Source organism: Clostridium sp. Cult3, assembly GCF_021655115.1.
In the GTDB taxonomy this organism is placed as follows: Bacteria; Bacillota; Clostridia; order Tissierellales; family Tepidimicrobiaceae; genus PPXY01.
Genome location: NZ_PPXY01000019.1, coordinates 1 through 19125, shown reverse-complemented (window position 1 = coordinate 19125; position 19125 = coordinate 1). Strand labels below are relative to the sequence as shown.

At 32.7% G+C, this 19125-nt stretch carries 16 protein-coding genes; 12 read left to right on the top strand and 4 right to left on the bottom strand.

The window, feature by feature from the left end; genetic code table 11:
* The first annotated feature begins 107 nt into the window (after nt 1-107).
* Nucleotides 108-1037: a DMT family transporter gene (locus C3E88_RS04215; protein ID WP_236908915.1), complete on the top strand. Its 930-nt coding sequence runs from the start codon at nt 108-110 to the stop codon at nt 1035-1037.
* Nucleotides 1018-2202, top strand: a complete 1185-nt coding sequence (megL, locus tag C3E88_RS04210) for a methionine gamma-lyase (protein ID WP_236908914.1) — start codon at nt 1018-1020, stop codon at nt 2200-2202. The genes C3E88_RS04215 and megL overlap by 20 nt, the downstream gene beginning before the upstream one ends.
* 41 nt (nt 2203-2243) lie before the next feature.
* Here the strand turns inward: megL and C3E88_RS04205 are convergent, their stop codons facing one another.
* Nucleotides 2244-2933 (bottom strand): hydrolase, encoded by a 690-nt coding sequence (locus C3E88_RS04205; protein ID WP_442870633.1) that lies wholly within the window; start codon nt 2931-2933, stop codon nt 2244-2246.
* A gap of 224 nt (nt 2934-3157) precedes the next feature.
* Between C3E88_RS04205 and C3E88_RS04200 the strand changes: the two genes are divergently transcribed.
* The 6 genes from C3E88_RS04200 (at nt 3158) to C3E88_RS04175 (ending at nt 8997) form a co-directional block, all read left to right on the top strand.
* Nucleotides 3158-3859, top strand: a complete 702-nt coding sequence (locus tag C3E88_RS04200) for a DUF1538 domain-containing protein (RefSeq protein WP_236908912.1) — start codon at nt 3158-3160, stop codon at nt 3857-3859.
* A gap of 12 nt (nt 3860-3871) precedes the next feature.
* A complete protein-coding gene (locus C3E88_RS04195) occupies nt 3872-4198 on the top strand; it encodes a P-II family nitrogen regulator (protein WP_236908911.1) in 327 nt (108 codons plus the stop codon).
* 101 nt (nt 4199-4299) lie between these two features.
* Nucleotides 4300-4713: a bacteriohemerythrin gene (locus C3E88_RS04190; RefSeq protein WP_236908910.1), complete on the top strand. Its 414-nt coding sequence runs from the start codon at nt 4300-4302 to the stop codon at nt 4711-4713.
* A 54-nt stretch (nt 4714-4767) separates the two neighbouring features.
* Nucleotides 4768-6765: a helix-turn-helix domain-containing protein gene (locus C3E88_RS04185; RefSeq protein ID WP_236908909.1), complete on the top strand. Its 1998-nt coding sequence runs from the start codon at nt 4768-4770 to the stop codon at nt 6763-6765.
* Between the two features lie 139 nt (nt 6766-6904).
* Complete coding sequence (locus tag C3E88_RS04180; RefSeq protein WP_236908908.1) at nt 6905-8332, top strand: MATE family efflux transporter; 1428 nt, start codon at nt 6905-6907, stop codon at nt 8330-8332.
* A gap of 173 nt (nt 8333-8505) precedes the next feature.
* On the top strand, nt 8506-8997 hold the full coding sequence (locus C3E88_RS04175) for an ECF transporter S component (protein WP_236908907.1): 492 nt from the start codon (nt 8506-8508) through the stop codon (nt 8995-8997).
* Nucleotides 8998-9025: 28 nt separating this feature from the next.
* Here C3E88_RS04175 and C3E88_RS04170 read toward each other — a convergent pair whose 3' ends face one another.
* Both C3E88_RS04170 and C3E88_RS04165 read right to left on the bottom strand, forming a co-directional pair.
* On the bottom strand, nt 9026-10261 hold the full coding sequence (locus tag C3E88_RS04170) for an aminopeptidase (protein WP_236908906.1): 1236 nt from the start codon (nt 10259-10261) through the stop codon (nt 9026-9028).
* 70 nt (nt 10262-10331) lie between these two features.
* Nucleotides 10332-11444, bottom strand: a complete 1113-nt coding sequence (locus C3E88_RS04165; RefSeq protein ID WP_236908905.1) for a M20/M25/M40 family metallo-hydrolase — start codon at nt 11442-11444, stop codon at nt 10332-10334.
* 198 nt (nt 11445-11642) lie between these two features.
* Between C3E88_RS04165 and C3E88_RS04160 the strand changes: the two genes are divergently transcribed.
* The 3 genes from C3E88_RS04160 to C3E88_RS04150 are packed head-to-tail and all read left to right on the top strand — an operon-like array spanning nt 11643 to nt 16330.
* The gene (locus C3E88_RS04160; RefSeq protein ID WP_236908904.1) at nt 11643-12773 is read left to right on the top strand and encodes an ArsR/SmtB family transcription factor; all 1131 of its coding nucleotides are present in this window, start codon (nt 11643-11645) and stop codon (nt 12771-12773) included.
* Nucleotides 12742-14556, top strand: a complete 1815-nt coding sequence (locus C3E88_RS04155; protein ID WP_236908903.1) for an ABC transporter ATP-binding protein — start codon at nt 12742-12744, stop codon at nt 14554-14556. Before C3E88_RS04160 ends, C3E88_RS04155 begins: the two co-directional genes overlap by 32 nt.
* The gene (locus C3E88_RS04150; protein ID WP_236908902.1) at nt 14543-16330 is read left to right on the top strand and encodes an ABC transporter ATP-binding protein; all 1788 of its coding nucleotides are present in this window, start codon (nt 14543-14545) and stop codon (nt 16328-16330) included. Before C3E88_RS04155 ends, C3E88_RS04150 begins: the two co-directional genes overlap by 14 nt.
* A gap of 8 nt (nt 16331-16338) precedes the next feature.
* On the opposite strand, the gene C3E88_RS04145 is transcribed toward C3E88_RS04150, so the two are convergent.
* Nucleotides 16339-17217 (bottom strand): alpha/beta fold hydrolase, encoded by an 879-nt coding sequence (locus C3E88_RS04145; protein WP_236908901.1) that lies wholly within the window; start codon nt 17215-17217, stop codon nt 16339-16341.
* Between the two features lie 171 nt (nt 17218-17388).
* Between C3E88_RS04145 and rlmD the strand changes: the two genes are divergently transcribed.
* Nucleotides 17389-18765 (top strand): 23S rRNA (uracil(1939)-C(5))-methyltransferase RlmD, encoded by a 1377-nt coding sequence (gene rlmD / locus C3E88_RS04140; protein ID WP_236908900.1) that lies wholly within the window; start codon nt 17389-17391, stop codon nt 18763-18765.
* Nucleotides 18766-19125: the final 360 nt, after the last annotated feature.

Below are 19125 nucleotides of genomic sequence, written 5' to 3'. Positions count from 1 at the left end.
GTAATACCATTATATTTGATGAAAATAAAAAGGTTACTGAAATAGGTAGTAAAGTTGGTCAAAATTATATTATAATGGATATAGAAGTAAGAATCAGGAGGTAAGGGATGGAAAACAAAAGAAGCTTATTTGCAGATATTTCATTGTTGGTAGTTGCTATTATTTGGGGAAGTGGATTTGTAGTTACAAAGAATGCCCTAGACCACATTACCCCTTATTATTTATTGGCTTATAGATTTATGATCTCCTTTGTAATAATGGCATTGGTATTTTTTAAAAGGTTTAGAAAAGTAAAAATTGAAGATTTAAAGGCAGGTTTTTTAATAGGTATATTTTTATTTGGGGGATTTGCCACCCAAACCGTAGGATTAAAATATACTACAGCAGGGAAACAAGCTTTCATAACAGCAACCAATGTGGTGATGGTACCATTTATATATTGGGGTATTAGCAAAAAGAAACCGGATGCATATGAAGTGTTAGCAGCCTTGCTCTGTTTTGTTGGTATAGGGGTATTAAGTTTTGAAAGCAATTTAAGATTTGGATATGGTGAATTTCTAACCTTTATATGTGCTATATTTTTTGCACTTCATATATCGGCTATTGGGTATTTTGCCAAAGAACATGATCCTGTAATCCTATCCATACTTCAAATGCTAGTAGCCGGAATATTGTCCATTATATTTACACTTATTTTTGAGGCTAAAGCAGAAAATATTTCTAAGGATGCTATTTTTCCTATATTATATCTAAGTATATTTAGCACCTTAATAGCTTTTCTAGTTCAAAATATAGCCCAAAAATATACATCCTCAACACACGCCGCCATAATACTAAGCTTAGAAGCTGTATTTGGGGGATTGTTATCTTTTGTTTTTTTAAAAGAACCCTTTACTTTAAGGTTTTTAATAGGCTGTATAGCCATATTAATATCTATTATAACCACAGAAACTAAGTGGGCTTTTTTGAAAAAATCAAATCAAAATAGCACACTTAAATTTATTAGGAGGGATAAGCATGAAGAACATGGGATTTAGTACAAAGGCAATTCATGGAGGATATGTAAAAAATGAAGTAGGGGCTTTAGCTACACCAATTTATCAAACATCAACTTTTGTATTTGATTCTGCGGAACAAGGGGGAAGGAGATTTGCGGGGGAAGAGGCAGGATACGTGTATACTCGCCTTGGCAATCCAACCAATACTCAAGTAGAAGAGAAATTAGCTTTACTGGAAAATGCTGAAGCTTGTGTATCCATGGGTTCGGGGATGGGGGCTATAACTTCTTGCCTTTGGACTATTTTACAAGCAGGGGATCATGTAGTAGCAGCTCACACCTTATATGGGTGTACTTTTGCATATTTAAATCATGGTCTACCAAAGTTTGGAGTAGAAGTAACCTTTGTAGACACTAGGGATCCGGAAAATGTTAGAAAAGCCATGAAGGATAATACAAAAATAGTATATCTAGAAACTCCAGCTAATCCTACCTTAGATATATCGGATATTAAAGCTATTTCTAAAATAGCCCATGAAAAAGAGAATTGTCTAGTAGTGGTGGACAACACTTTTTCTACTCCCTATCTTCAAAGGCCACTGGAATTAGGAGCGGATGTAGTAGTCCACTCAGCTACCAAATATTTAAATGGGCATGGTGATGTAATAGCTGGATTTGTATGTGGTAAGAAGGATTTTGTTGATAATGTTAGATTTGTAGGGATAAAGGATATGACAGGATCAGTATTAAGCCCCTTTGATGCATTCTTAATCAACAGAGGATTGAAAACTTTAGAGCTTAGAATGGATAGGCACTGTGAAAACGCTTCCAAGGTGGCGGAATTTTTGGAATCCCATCCAGCTGTAGATAAGGTATATTATCCTGGACTTAGAAATTTTTCTCAATATGAATTAGCAAAAAAGCAGATGAAATTACCTGGCGCAATGATCTCCTTTGAAATAAAGGGGGGATTGGAAGAGGGTATAAAGATAATGAATACAGTTAAGCTATGCACCTTGGCAGTAAGCTTAGGTGATGCAGAAACCTTAATCCAACATCCTGCTTCTATGACCCATTCCCCATATATGCCGGAGGAAAGAGAGGCTTGCGGTATATCTGATGGATTGGTTAGATTATCCATAGGATTAGAGGATGCAGAAGACATCATAGAAGATTTAAGGATGGCCTTAGATGCAATAATATAGGTTTATAGTCGAGAGACAGAATAAAGCCCAAATTTTGGGCTTTATTTGTTTTCCTTATCATCTCTGTACTTATCCATAACCCCAGCAAATATATCTGCAGAGGAAGGTGGTGTATAGGTGATAGAATTAGCTCCTGCCTCTATGGTCTTTAAAATACTTTCATCTGTAGGACCACCAGTTGCAATTATTGGAAGTTCTCTTCCATATTCATTACGAATTCTCCTTACGATTGCAGCAGTTTTAGGACCACCAGATATATTCAATATTCGAGCTCCTGCATCTAGTTTCCCTTTATAATCATCACATTCAGATACAACTGTAGCAATAATAGGGATGTCAATTCTATTATACATCTTGCTTATTACATCTGTTGAAGTAGGGGCATTTACTACAACGCCATAGGCTCCCATCAGCTCTGCTTGAAGAGCAATATCGATGGATCTTTTGCCAGTGGTAAGTCCTCCTCCTACACCAGCAAAAACTGGTACTGGGGCTACTTCTAATATGGCTTGTGTTATAGATAACTGTGGAGTAAAAGGATATACTGCAATAATAGAATTTGCATTTGTATTTTTAATTATAGCCACATCCGTAGAAAACAATAAAGACTTTATTCTAGTACCTAATACTTTAATTCCACTAGCCCTATATATTACAGGAGGAACCTCTATTATTCTAGATCTCAGCTGGGATTTTACCTCTGGAATGTACTTTTCTTTCTCCATATTAATAACCTCCTTCTTGCTAAAAGTCCTATATAAGATTATTTTATCACTTACTTTTACCCAAATGTATATCAGTTAATCATAAATAAATAAATATTTGCTTTTTTTTCATAAAGTTGGTTCTTAATCATGGTAAAACCAGTTAATCCTTTTATATCTACTATTTCTATAGTATAATTAAAGTATTGCCTATATTGTATAGACTAAATGTATGAGGAGGACGATAGGATATGAGAGGATTGGAAAACTTAGGTGCTCTGTGGGAAACTGTGAGAAGTATATTTCCCTTAACAGCAATACTCGTTTTTTTTCAACTGGTTGTATTGAGAAAGCCTATCGAAAATATTAAGGAGTTTGTCATAGGTTTTTTATTAAGCGTGTTTGGACTTCACTTTTTCCTAAAGGGTGTTTCCATGAGCCTTTTTCCTTTGGGAGATTCAGTTGGTCAAAACTTGGTAGTATTAGAAAGAAAATGGTTAATAGTAATAATAGCCTTCATAATAGGTTATTTTGGTACTCTTGTGGAACCTGCTTTAAAGGCACTAGCCTTAGAAGTAGAGGAGATATCTATTGGTGCTATACCTCATAGGGTATTAATCCATGCGGTTGCTATTGGATTTGGTGCTGGAATGGGTATAGGCATATATAAGATACTAAATGGAATATCCTATATTAAGATTATAGTGCCTTTACTTTTAGCAATACTGGTGTTAACCTTTTTAGCACCAGAGGAGTTTGTATCTATTGCTATGGATTCAGCTAGTGCTACAACAGGCCCTGTAAATATTCCCTTAAACATGGCTTTGGCAATAGGTCTAACAAAGATCATAGAAAGTGCAGACCCATTGCTGTCTGGTTTTGGCATAGTAGGGCTTACCTCCATTGGAGCTGTAATATCGGTGTTAACTTTAGGTATACTAACAAAGATATAAGGAGGGATATATATGGACGAAGTAAAATGTATAATTGCTATTGTTGAAAGAGGAAGAGCGGATAAGATTGTAAATAAAGCCAAAAAAGTAGGAGCTAAAGGGGCCACTATTATCTATGGTAGGGGTACTGGACAATCAGAGGCGTTAAAATTTTTTAACATATATATTGAGGCTTCAAAGGAGATAATTATAATACTGAGTGAAGAGGACAAATATAGATCAATATACGATACCATAATTGAAGCAGGTAGACTTAAAGAACCAGGGACAGGTATTATTTTTACCATTCCTGTGTCCGAATTGGTCGGATTACATCATAGAGAGCAAATAAAAAAATAGAGAGTCTAGACTAATCTAGACTCTTATCAAATATATTTTCTTTTTTACTATGATATAATTATACCATATATATATCCATATATTTGTAGGAGGTATTGTTTATGTTTAAATGGAAAGAGAATTTTAGTGTAAACATAAAAACTATAGATGAGCAACATCAAGAGCTATTTAAAATAGGAAACTCCCTCTATGATATCGTATCTATAAAGGATGGAATGGATAGATATGATGAGACAATAGATGCATTATATAGTTTGAGGGATTATGCTGTTTATCATTTTGAATATGAAGAAAACTTAATGAAACAAAATGGATATCCTGAATATCTTAAACACAAAAAACAACACGATGCATTTATAGCAAAGGTTCAGTCTATAGATGAGGAAAGTGTAGATGAAAAACAGAAAAAAGTAGGAATGGATTTAATTATATTTATTGCAAATTGGATAGAAAATCATATATTGAAGACCGATATTGAATATAAAGAGTATCTCAATGATAAAGGAATCTTTTAGCCCATTAAATGGGCTAAATTTATATAAGATATAAAATTTGAAAGGAAGCTATAGATGAGGAAACAATACATCAAATATATAAAAGATTTGCCTATAAATATATATCTAGTAAATATAATGGAATATCCTATTCATTGGCATGATGCCATTGAAATATTATTTGTGCTAAGGGGCACTATAGAATTGCGTATAGAAACCGGTATATATACGGTAAAAGAAAAGGAAATAGAAATCATCAATACTAATGAAGTCCATGGCATAAAAAGTAATGATGATGATAATTTGGTATTAGTATTTAATATAGATCCTAATTTTTTTGAAAAGTACTATGATGATGCAAAGGATGTGTTTTTTTACACTAATTCGGATATTGATGGGATTCAGGAGGGAGAGAAGTATTACGTATTTAGAAGATATTTGGCAATTTTGTTTTATGAAATAGTAAGCAAACATCATGATTACGAAGATGTAATAGAAGAGCAATTACTTGAAATGATGTATCACTTGCTAAACAACTTCCATTATCTTTTTTATGAAGAGGAAAGTTTAAGGGAAGACGATGTTCAACTAGAAAGATACCATAGAATAGTTAAATATATTAGTAACAATTATATGTATAAGGTAAGCCTACAGGATTTAGCGAAGCAAGAATTTTTAACAACTCAATATCTGTCTTATAAGATTAAAAGTACCTTTGGCAGGAATTTTAATGATTTTTTAAATCTCATTAGAGTACAGGAATCTACAAAGTTATTATTGGATACGGACAAAAGCATATCAGAAATTGCCAATGAAGTAGGCTTCTCTCATGTTAGATATTACAATAAACATTTCAAACTTAATTATAAATGCACGCCGGTTCAATATAGAAATAAAAACAAGGTAGATGACGAAACCCTAGAAAAGATGAAAAGAATAACCTATATTGACTTAGTAAAAGCTTTACCCTATTTAACCCAATATTTAGAAGACTATGAAAGATATAATTATGATGACAAAATAACAAAACTTGAGTTGGATTTTGATAAAGAGGTTAAGGAATACTTTACTAGGCCAAATACTGTAGATCTAGGAGAAGCTAGTTTGTTATTAGAAGAGAACAATAAAAGAATATTAAAGGAAGTTCAAATGGAAATAGGATTTGAGTATGGAATATTAAAGGATCTATTCTCCATAGATATGGGCATATCGGGCGCTAAAGAATCTGGTTTTATAAACTGGAATAAAGTAGAAGGTCTGCTAATGTTTTTAAAAGAGGTAGAAATAATACCGATAATACTAACGAACAATGTAGATGAAGAGATAGTAAAAGGCTTTACAGAATATTTTTCCCACATATTTGGAGCATCAGAGGTAGAAGGATGGATTTTAGGGGATATAATGAGCATAAGTCGACAATTGGAATTGAAGTTGATTAAGCCAGATACTTGTAAGTTGTATGATGAACTTAGTATGGCCTCTTATATATTTAACAACTACATAGATAGCAACATAAATCTAGTTTTAAATGTAAAAGACAGGGTGTGCGAGGAGACAGTTCTTACTAATGATACATTTATTGGTGGGCAGGGATTAATAACGTCTAATGATTTAAAAAAACCTTCTTATTATGCTTACTTGTTTTTGTCAAAACTAGGCAAAGATATTTTATATAGAGGAGAAGGATATTTGGTAACTAGAAAAGGAGAGGATTTTCAAATACTATTATATACTCCATCGAATATAGAAGAGGCCAATCTATATAAGGAAAAGCGGCTTGAAAAAAGAAGCACAATAAAGGTGTCTATCAATATTTTGAATATGAATGAAGACTATAGGATAACCAAATATGAATTAAATAAAAGGTTTGGTTCTATATATGACAAGTGGATTCACTTAGGTAATCCTACGAGGCTTCATGGAGAGGAATTGGAATTACTAAAGAAAAATGTTCATCCAGAGATTACTTTTTATTATGGAAAAAAGAGTACAGTATATAATTTAGTAAGTGATATTAAAGACAGTGGTGCAGTTTTATATACCTTTGAGAAAGTACAAAACAATGATATTTAAAGTTCTTTGTTAAGCTTTTGAAAAAAAACATTTTATGTAAAACTTAAGTTAGTACCCCACAATGGATAATACAGTAAATGAAAAAAACTTCTAAAAATGTTACCATATAATATGTGTAGCAAATACAGGAGGTTTTTTTATGGGAATAAACGAAAAAATGTTCGAGAAGGAGAACGTAGGAAAATTATTGTTCAAGTTCTCTATACCAGCTGTAATAGCACTACTGGTAAACGAACTGTATAATATGGTAGATACCATGTTTGTGGGGAGAGTAATAGGGGGAAATGCCATAGGAGCCCTAGTAGTGGTGTTTCCCATTCAGAGGATAGTAGCAGCCATTAGTATGATGCTGGCTATAGGGTCGTCTACCTTTGTAGCTAGAAGAAATGGAGAGAGGGATTACGAAGGTATCAGGGATGTTATTAAAAGCGGAATTACATTAGTATTTATTATTATGATACCTTTAATTATATTGGTATATATATTTAGAGACAATATATTAACCATGCTAGGAGCTAGTGAGAATATACTCCCTTATGCTCATGAATATTTGTCTATTGTTATATTTGGCAGCCTATTCATATGTATGACGACTGTAATGGGTTATATAATGATGTCTTTAGGAAATAGAAGGGTAACACTAGCTAGTACTTCCTTAGGAGCTATTCTAAATATTATTATAGATTATATATTAGTATTTAAATTATCTTATGGAGTAAAGGGAGCGGCAATAGCAACAGTGGTTTCCCAGTTTATAGGTTTTATATATGCTTCTTATAAGTTTAGAGGCGTTAAGAAAACCTTGGATCTTTCTTTAGGTTTTAAACTAAAAAAAGAAGTATTGATGGGCATAATAACTGTAGGTTTTTCTGCATTCATTGTTGAGGCTGAGGATGGTATACTTTTGGCCATTTTGAATAATCTACTATTAAATCATGTAGGAGATACGGGGGTAATTATATTAGGGGTTATTTCTAAACTATCTATGTTTATGTTTATAACTATGCTTGGTATTAGTTCAGCAATGCAACCTATAGCTGCATATAATTTAGGAGCCAAAAACTATAAAAGGCTTAAAAAGGTGGTCAAGGAAACTATTATATTCGCCTTTATTACATCAGCAACTTTGTGGTTATGTGGTATGTTCTTTGCTGAGGAAGCTATTTCTTTATTTGTAAAGGAACCAGAATTAATATCAGCATCAGCTCAGGCTTTTAGGGTTATGATAGCGGTATTTCCAATATTAAGTATATATTATGTATCTATATATTATTATCAGTCCATTGGGAAAGCGCGATCTTCTTTTGTATTATCTATATTTAGACAGATAATAGTAATGTTACCTATATCTTTGATATTGGTAAAGGTACTTCACAAGGGAGCTTTGGGAGTTTGGATGTCCTATCCAATAGCAGACTTTATTTCTGGGACTTTTTCAATATTTTTGATAAGGAAGGCATTTAAAAAACTAGATAATATTGTAGAAGAAAAAGAATTGAGGGATTTAGAAAAAAGCTATTCTATGGAATCCTATAAACCAGGAGAAGTAGGTAAAGATACCATATAATATTTAACAATATTGATTTAGGCAGGAGATTATTATGTATAATTTCCTGCCTATTTATATTTTAATGTAAAAACCATTGATTAAGTGTACCTGAAGTGTTACTATATAAATGGATACAATCAATACAAAACTTCAAACTGTACCCATACATATTATAGGAGGAGGTTATTATAATGAAAAATGATAACTTAAAGGCATTAGTAAGGTACGCTATGCTTATAGCACTGACTACGGTAATGACTATGGTTATACAAATACCTACTGTTGGTACGGAAGGATATTTAAACTTAGGGGATATGGTGGTATTTTTAGCTGCTCTTATATTAGGGAAGAAAGGCGGATTTATAGTAGGAGGCTTTGGTTCAGCCATGGCAGACTTGCTAACAGGATATACTCACTATGTGCCAATTACATTTATAGTAAAAGGACTAGAAGGGTTTATTGCAGCTAGTCTGTTGGAAACTAAAATAGGGCAAAGAAGGCCTCTAATAGCTACATCTATAGCAGGGGTATTCATGGCCTTTGGATATTTTGTGCCAGAGATATTTATGTACGGTAAGGCGGCCATAGCATCTATTCCAGGGAATATTATGCAGGGATTACTAGGGGCGATAACTTCTGTTGTATTATATACGGCTTTAAAGAGGACTGAAGGGTTTAATTGATAAGGGAGCCAATTGGCTCCCTTATTGTCTAAAATGCCCAGTTTCCATTTTCAAATATTTGAATTCTTTTTCCATCCTTAGTCTCTCCAACTATGGACAAATCTTTAGAGCCTACCATAAAGTCTACATGGGTTAAGGAATCGTTGACTCCTGCTTTTTCTAATTCCTCATCCGTCATATTTTCTCCACCTTCAATATTGGTTGGATAAGCTTTACCAAAGGCAAAATGACAGGAAGCATTTTCGTCAAATAAAGTGTTTAAAAATATTATATTGGAATTAGATATAGGAGAATCATATGGAACCAAAGCTACCTCTCCTAAATGTTTAGCACCTTCATCTAAGGAAAACAGGTCTTTTAATACTTCATAGCCTTGTTTTGCTTCAAAATCTACTACTTTCCCATTTTCAAAAGTCAATTTAAAATTATCTATTAGATTTCCGCCGTAATTTAGCGGTTTCGTACTGTGGACTATCCCATTGACACCAGTCTTTAACGGCATGGTGAATACTTCTTCTGTTGGCATATTGGCTACGAAAAAAACGTCCTTAGAGTTTTTGCCTCCACCGCCAGCCCATATATGGCCTTCAGGTAATTCCACTTCTAGATCCGTACCATTAGAGGATTTATAGTGTAGCTTTTTAAACTTCTTTTCGTTTAGGAAATTAACTTTTTCTTCTAAATTTTTCAGATGCTCTTCCCAAGCTTTGATAGGATCTTCTAAATCCATGCGAGTAGCCATGAAGATAGCTTGCCATAGTTTTTTCATAGCCTCTTCATCTGAAACCTCAGGGAAAACTCTATTAGCCCAACCTTGAGTAGGAATAGACACTACACACCAAGCGTTTAGATCATTCATGGTATACTTTCTAAAATCTTTTAATGCCATAGATGATGCCCTGTTGTTGGCTGCAATTTTCTTAGGATCAATTTCCTTTAGTAATTCTGGATCCTGAGAATAGATGGACAAGAATCCTGCTCCCTCTTCAGCATATTCCTCTAAACCATCAGCATACCATTTAGGGAAGTTTTCAAATACTTCCATAGGTGCATTTTCATATTTCATCTTAATTAAAGCTTCATCATTCCAGTTGACATGAACTTCTTTTGCCCCAAGTGCATAGGCATGTTTAGCTACCAATCTTACAAAATCCGCCCCTTCTACAGGAGCATTAATAACCAATGGTTGACCTTTTTGCAGGTTGATTCCTACTTCTACGCAAAGCTTTGCGTATTCGTCTAGCATAATATTGAAATCCTTCATTTAATCACCTCGAATTATGTATTTGAGTATAGTTTATAGGATTGGAAAGAGATTGTAAATAGGGTATTAGCTATCCAAAAACCTTAATTATCTCCAAAGCAAGTCTTGCTGCATTTTCCAAATCCTTTATATGGAGGTGTTCTTCTAAAGTGTGGGGATTTTTTTCTCCTATGCCTAGATTTACCGCTGTTATTTCATTGGCATTTAATATATTTGTATCGCTACCTCCACCAGAGGTTGTAGTATAGGGTTTTAGGCCTAGGTTTTCACAGGCTTTTTTGACCATCTTAACAACCTTATGTTTTGTATCCACCTTAAAAGCACCATAGGCGTTTTCTACCTCAATCTCTACTTTTCCACCAAACTTTTCTGCTGCATCTTTGCAGCATTTTACCATATGTTCCGTTTGTTTTTCTAACTTTTTGTCTTCCAAACTCCTAGCTTCAGCTTCTATTATCACTTCTTTAGTAACTATATTTGTAGCCTTACCTCCTGATATGATGCCGATATTGGCTGTGGTTTTTTCATCAATTCTGAGTAAATTCATATTGTTTATAGCGTAACTAGCCATCTGTATAGCACTAATACCTTCTTCTGGAGCTACTCCAGCATGGGCTTCTTTTCCTATAAACTTCACATTAATCTTATTTTGAGCAGGACCTTGAACTATGATTTCCCCTGGTTCTCCACCACTATCAAATACAAATCCTAATTTTGCATCTAGATTGCTATAGTCTAAATTTTTAGCACCATAAAGGCCCCCCTCTTCATGAATGGTAAAGACCACCTCTATATCTCCATGGGGAATGGAATTTTCTTTAATGGTTTCCAATGCTTCCATTATAGCAGCTATACCTGCCTTATCATCTCCACCTAATATAGTAGTTCCATCGCTGTATATTATGCCATCTCTAATTTGAGGTTTGATTCCTATACCAGGGGAAACGGTATCCATATGGGCACTAAATAGGATAGTCTCTCCCGAAGTATTCCCTTTTAATTTACCAATTAAATTACCAGAATTGCTATCGGCTTTTTTGCCAGCATCATCCATTATTACATCAAGTCCAATGGACTCCATTTCTTTTTTTAGGTATTCTGCAAATTCTCGTTCCTCCTTTGTAGGGCTATCTATTTGGACATAATTTAAAAATCTATTAAGTAATCTTTCCTCATTTATCATAAAAGCTACCTCCTTTAATTTTTTAGTTTCAAATCCATTATATTATAATTTCCTTAGATTAACTAATATTATCAAAATTATTATGAATAAGCCGTTTGTCACATATAATAATCTAACAATATAGGTAAGAGTAAAACATATTTGACAACTATCTAATATAAATATATAATAAAATTATAAAATAGAAGAGGTGATTTCATGACTAGAGGATATAACATAGATGACTGTCCTATTTGGCCATTGGAAGTGATAAATTTACTGTTGGAAATTAAAATGGAAAGTGAAAAAGAGGTAATTGAAAACCATAATTCTTTTGGGAAAACTGAAGAGGAAATGAAGGATTTCTTTAAGTCTTATTGCGATTACAAAAAAACATTAAAAAAAGAAATATTACCTATTTACAACGAATATTTAAAACTAGAAATTGCATTTAGATTGAATAAAAATGATGAACAAGATCATTTAGAGTTAGTTCGCTTTATTAAGCAAATGGAAATTGAAAAACATAGTGAACTCTTATCTAATGAGGATAAGTCAAAAATTGTAGAAAATGCAATACTAGAAATACTTCGAGAATCTTTTGTAGATTTAGAAGATGATGCAGAAATCCAGTCCCTATCTCATCTTATAGAACTATTAGATAATGTAGAAAAATCAGCGGAAGAAAAATTACAGCTTATTTCCCTATATGAAAACCGGTATGAATTTATGATGGAACTTCAGGAATTTATGGATAGAACTATACCTATATTAAAAGCCCACTACCCTATTATATCTAATGATTTTAATAATGCTTTAAAGACATTAAAGGAAATGGAAGATTTGAATTCTATATTGTGGGAGTTTTTCTCCTCAAAACCAATTGATGTAGAAAAAACTAATATTAGTGTAAGTATTTTTGCCTTTAATCAATTATCGGCTAATTTCAATGGAGAGATTCTCAGTCATTCCGTTGGGATTTACTTCTTTCCCCTTAAAGAATTAAAGGAAAAATATAGTTCCCATGAGGAAGCTTTAGTTTCAGATTTAAAGGGATTAGGGGATAGTACTAGATTAAATATTATGTATAGCTTAGCAAAAGAACCCATGTATACTCAACAATTAGCAGAGAAATTAAATTTAACTCCAGCAACTATTTCCCACCATATAGATATCTTAATTAAAAGAGAATTAATTTCCATCACCATGGATGTGGAAAAAAGTAAAAGAATTTATTATGAAATCAATGGGGAAAAATTAAGATCTCTAGCTCTAGATATTGTATCCATAGGTGAAGGAAAAGAAAGGAGTAGTGATTATGGAAACAAAAATCAAATATCCATTTCATAAAACCATGAATAGGCTCATTAAAAATGTAAGTATTCAAAATCCTAAACTGTATTTTTACTTTTTCATCTACACCTTAACAGCTACCATATACCCATTTTTCTCAATTTTTCTACCAAAGCTTTTAATAGAAGAATTAAGTTTAGGAAGTATGGCTAGTTTAGAAAATATTCTCTATATAATTTTAAGTTTCTTTGTCCTTAGCAGTATAGTAGGATTTATTAAAAGCTATATAGAAATGTCTTGTGATACAAAAATCACGGCCTTAAGAATAAATTATTTAGCAGATCAATTTCAAAAAATGGTGGAAATGGATTATAAATATGTGGAGGATGCTAGCTTTTATGAAACTTACGATAGAGCTTTAGAAGCCACTAGTAGTAATAATAATGGTGTGGAAGGGGTTTATCACAAACTATTCACTACACCTGCAATATTTCTAACCTCTATATTATTTTCTCTTTGGATTGGTAGAGTTAGTATTTGGATTTTATTATCTTTATTATTAAATCTATTTACTAATCTATGGATTCAAAGAAAAGTAAGCCAATATGAATATAGCATGAAAAATGAATTATCCCGACAACATAGAAGAAAAAGATATTATTATCAAACTACTCATGATTTTAGCTTCGGAAAAGAAATACGATTATATAATTTAAAAAACAGAGTCTTAGAAAATTATAATAAGGAAATTCAAAAATATATAGACTTAAACTATTTAATTAAACAAAAAGAATTTGCACTAGGATTTTTAGGATTATTTACACTATTAATAAATCAAGCTGCACTATATGGCATATTAATCTGGAAAGTAGTTAATGGCATGAGTATTGCAGATTTCTCCATGTATTTAGCACTAATACTTCAACTTTCCTTTTTATTAAATACACTAGTAGATAATATGTCATTTATCCATAGAGAAACCCTTTATGTCCATGATTTCTTCGAATTTATAGATACTGATTTAGGTGAAATTGGTGGAGAAAAAAAGGCTATAGAAAACGATACATTGGAAATTGAATTTAAAAATGTAAGCTTTAAATATCCTAAGACAGATAATTATATATTTAAAAACTTAAATCTTAAAATTCCTAAAGGTCAAAAACTAGCCATTGTAGGTTTAAATGGAGCTGGAAAATCTACTTTAGTGAAACTTATGACAGGATTATATGATGTAGACGAAGGTGAAATATTAATAAATGGTATTCCCATTAAAGATTTCAATAAAAAAGAACTTTACTCCATGTTTTCTGTAGTATTTCAAGATATTAATATTTTAGCCTATACTTTGGCAGAAAATGTAGCCTGTACTTCTGAAAATATAGACAAGGATAGGGTTTATAAGGTTTTAGATAAAGTTGGTCTAAAGAAAAAAGTAGATTCCTTCCCTAAAGGTCTAGATCAAATGATGCTTAAAATCATAGATGAAAATGGAACAGAATTATCTGGTGGAGAAAGCCAAAAGCTGGCCATAGCAAGGGCACTTTATAAAAATGGAAATATGGTAATAATGGATGAACCTACCTCTGCTCTAGATGCACTGGCTGAAGCAGAAATATATAAGGACTTTAGTGAATTAGTGGAAAATAAAACATCCATATATATTTCCCATCGTCTATCTAGCACCAAGTTTTGTGATGCCATAGCACTATTTGATAAAACTGGTTTAATAGAATATGGTACACATGATGAATTAATGAAAAAACAGGGTGAATATCATAAAATGTTTACTATTCAAGGTAAATACTATCAAGAAGGAGGCGAAGCAGTTGAAACAGCTTAAAAAACTAAAATCATTTTTAAGCCTTTTTTGGGAGGCATCCCCTGGATATATCATTTTACTATTTGTAAATGCCATATTAGAAAGTGCTAGAATCATAGTAAATATTGTACTACCTAAATATTTAATAGATGAATTATTGGGAAATAAGGATCCTCAATTTCTTTTAATTTTAGGTACTTCTATAATTATCTCCAATGTAATTTTTAAATTTATAGAAAATCTTATGAAAAAGCATCTAACCATGGGTCGAATGAAATTAGAAGAAAAAATGAGTCAAATTATGGCTAATAAAATTATGAATGTGGAATTTTCCTATTTAGAAAACCCTTATTATTTAGATTTAAAGGAAAGAGCAGTTTTTGCCATTAATAATCAAAATTCATTGGAAAATATAATTGTAGGCATTACCAATACTATAAGGGATTTAATTACCATATTTAGTTTAATTGCCATACTATTTTCATTGTCTTGGGCATTGGTAGTACTTTTGCTAATAACCATTGGCTTAAATCTTTGGGTATATAGTACTTTTGCTAAATACCAACAAGAATTTTTCCAATCCCTAATTCCTATTAATAGAAAATATGGCTATTATCTAGGCCTCAGCTGGCAAGATAAACCTCAAAAGGATATTAGACTTTATAATATGGCTCCAATGCTAACTCAAAGGGTAATAGATTATAATCAGGAATTAATAGATGAACTCCAAATATTTTACAATAGATTTGGAAAAACTCAAGGTTTGTATAATATAATTAATGTATTACAAGCAAGTCTAGCCTATGGATATGTAGGCCTTAGGGTTATTAGCGAGAAATTTGGATCAAAAATTAGTATAGGTTCCTTTACTATGTATGTAAATGCAGCAATTAATTTTTCTCAAACCACTACAAAATTAGGTGAAAATATAACCATGACCTTTCAAATGTTGGAATATTTAGATCCATTTATGGAATTTGTGTCTTTACCTGAAGCTAGAGAACATGGTGGAAAATTAGAAATGGAAGATGAAATTCATTCTATTTCTTTTAAAAATATCTCCTTTAAATATCCAGGTAGTGATAAATATGTATTGAAAGATATTTCCTTTGATATCAAGGGAGGAGAGAAGATTTCCATAGTAGGATTAAATGGTGCAGGTAAAACTACATTGATTAAATTATTGTGCCGCCTTTATGAACCTAATTCTGGAGAGATCCTTGTAAATGGATACAATATATATGATTATGAATACCAATCCTATATGGAAAAAATAGCTGTAATATTTCAGGATTATAAACTTTTTGCTTTTACCGTTGGAGAGAATATTACTTGTGAAGAATATAGCGAAGATGAAAGCATAATGGAATTAATAGAAGAAGTAGGTTTAGAAGAAAAAATCAATTCTTTACCCAATGGTCTAAATTCCCTTATAGGAAAATCCTATGATAATGAAGGCATAGAGCTTTCTGGTGGTGAAAGTCAAAAAATAGCCGTAGCAAGGGCATTGTATAAAGACGCTCCTTTGATCATACTAGATGAACCTACATCTGCATTAGACCCATTAGCAGAAGCGGAAATATATGAGCACTTTAATACCATGGTAGAAAACAAGACTGCCATATATATTTCCCATCGCATGTCTAGTAGCGTATTCTGTGATAGGATTTTACTTATAGAGGATGGAAAGGTAGCAGATTATGATAGCCATGCTAATCTAATGGAGAAAAAGGATACTCTATACTATAAACTATTTACCTCTCAAGCGAGGAATTATCAGTTGGATATGGCATAAATACATCTTTACTGGTATTTTAAAAATCCTATGGTTTTTTTAAATATAAACCTTTTAAACCACAGATGGGAGGTCAAATGGCCTGAAGGTAGTATATATCTTTTAGGCCTTCCCATCTTGTTCCACAGATCTTTAGAAGCTTTTCTAGGTATAAAGGGATCAAAAGCTGCATTTATCATTAAAATATTTTCTGGATTAATCATCTTGGCAAATAGGGATGGATCATATCTAAAGCAGCTTGGTAGATCTTTCAGTTCTTCTAATTTAGTAAAATCCTTCACTACATCATCAAAATTCTCATGTAGCCTATGGCATCTTTCTATACTACAGCTATCCTCGTCTTCGTAGCGCACCCTAAGGACCTTAGTAGCAACGCTTTTCCATGTGATGTATAAAAAGTTTCCACCAGAAACTATAAATATACCCTTATCTAATCTATTATCTAGAGCCTTTGCTATGGTGCCTATCATACCTCCAAAGCTAAAGCCTATTATATGTATTTTCTCCATACCCCTATTTTCTAGGTAATCAACACAAGCTAGTATATCAGCTACGGATTGATAGAATCTATTTTCAATATCCACAGCAGTACCAGATAGAAAATCTATCTTCTCATCCTTTGGCATCCTTTCAAAATGGTAGGGTAGTACTGGCATTATTATGGTATAGCCATGTTTAACTAGATTTTCTGGATAGTATTTTAGATAATAGAAATTTCTACTGCCTAATCCATGGACGAAAACTATACCTTCCTTTCCCTGACCTTCATATAATAGAGCCTTCCCTCTATCTACATATTTGTCTCCAGAGGAAAAGGGACTATTAAAATACAGGGTATTATCATTGCCTCTTTCAAAGACTACTTCCTTTCGGGAAATGTCATACATTTAATCAACCCTTTCTTGAGTCTGATGAACTTGATTACTATAGTTTCATTATATCAAATAAATAGTTTAAAACTTTAAATTAAATGGTTTTAAAAAACTAAGATGGTAGTTTAAATTTTATTTATTTTTTCCCACAAATACTGGTATAATAATTTGAAAGGAGTTGAGTATATGGCAAGAAAAAAGAAAATAATTGAAATGGAAATTAAAGATAATATCTTTCCAAATAAATCTGTAGGAGAATTTGAAGGTAAGAGAATCATATGTAAAGGTGGCATAAAGGGCCAAAGGGTTAAGGTTCTCTTAGGTAGGAAGAAGAGGGATTATATAGAGGGGAAAATACTTGAGGTATTGGATAAATCCCCTATGGAAAGGGAAATAGGTTGTCCTCATTTTGGGAGCTGTGGAGGTTGTACCTATCAAAGGCTCACCTATGAAGAAGAATTAAAATTTAAGGAAAGCTTGGTGTTTGCATTATTTGAGGGGGAAGATATAAAGGATTTTAACTATTTAGGAATAGAAGGAAGCCCCCGTATAGAAGGATATAGAAATAAAATGGAATACACCTTCGGAGATGTAGAGAAGGGAGGACCTTTATCCCTAGGGCTTCATAAAAGGGGAAAATTTTATGAAATTGTTGAAGTTACAGGATGTAATATTGTAGATGAGGATTTTGTAGTCATACTTAAGGAAGTGCTAAATTATTTTAGAGAAAAAGGTATACCTCACTATAACAAAAAAAGTCATACCGGGGTATTGAGGCATTTGGTAATTCGGAAAGCCTTATCAACAGGAGAAATATTGATAAACTTAGTAACTAGTTCTCAAGGGGAGATAGATATAGAGGAATTTAAGGATTTGCTCCTTGGGAGTGAAGATATTCAAGGGAATATCGTAGGTATATTCTGTACTAAAAATGATAGTTTAGCCGATGCTATTAAAGTAGATGAGCTAAATCTAATCTATGGTAGGGATTATGTAATAGAGGAAATATTAGGCTTGAAGTTTAAGATATCCCCCTTCTCTTTTTTTCAAACCAATACCTTTGGTGCTGAAAAATTGTATTCTATAGTGAGGGAATTTGTTGGAGATGAAAAGAATAATGTAGTATTCGACTTATACTCTGGCACAGGCACCATAGCTCAGATATTATCACCAGTTTCTAAAAAGGTGATAGGGATAGAAATCGTTGAAGAAGCTGTAGATATGGCTTGGGAGAATGCCAAGCTAAATGGTCTTGACAATGTGGAGTTTATTGCAGGAGATGTTTTAAAAGAGGTGGATAATCTAAAAGAGATCCCTGATCTAATAATAATAGATCCACCAAGGGATGGGATTAATCCTAAGGCAATAAATAAAATAATCGATTTTGCTCCTAAAACCTTTGTATATGTATCCTGTAATCCTGTTACATTGGTTAGGGATTTGAAGGTGTTTATGGATAGGGGATATGGAATAGATAAGGTGAAGCTAATGGATATGTTCCCGAGAACGCCTCACGTTGAGAGTATAATTCTGATGACGTATTGTGGTTCGGAGGAGAAATAATAAGACTTGACCACAACATATAGTGGCTTGAGGGCGAAATTTGGGTCAAAAATCGGTGAAAAATCACCCTTTTTTGACCCTTAAAAATAGGGCATTTGACAGATGACATTGGATAAGTGGGGATATAGGAAGAGTAAATGGTTAATTTTGATTGATACTATGGTAGGTTAATGATATACTGAAGATGAAGATTAGTAGTATTAGGTGTCGTACTTATGTGCCCAGTCCCGACATATTTGGGGAAGAACGCCACCTCCAATACAAGATTCGTGAAGTATCACGACACGGAGAAAAAATGGCTGCGAAGATCGCTATCGCTAAAATACGCAGCCAAGCGATTTTTTCTCCTTAGTCGGATAC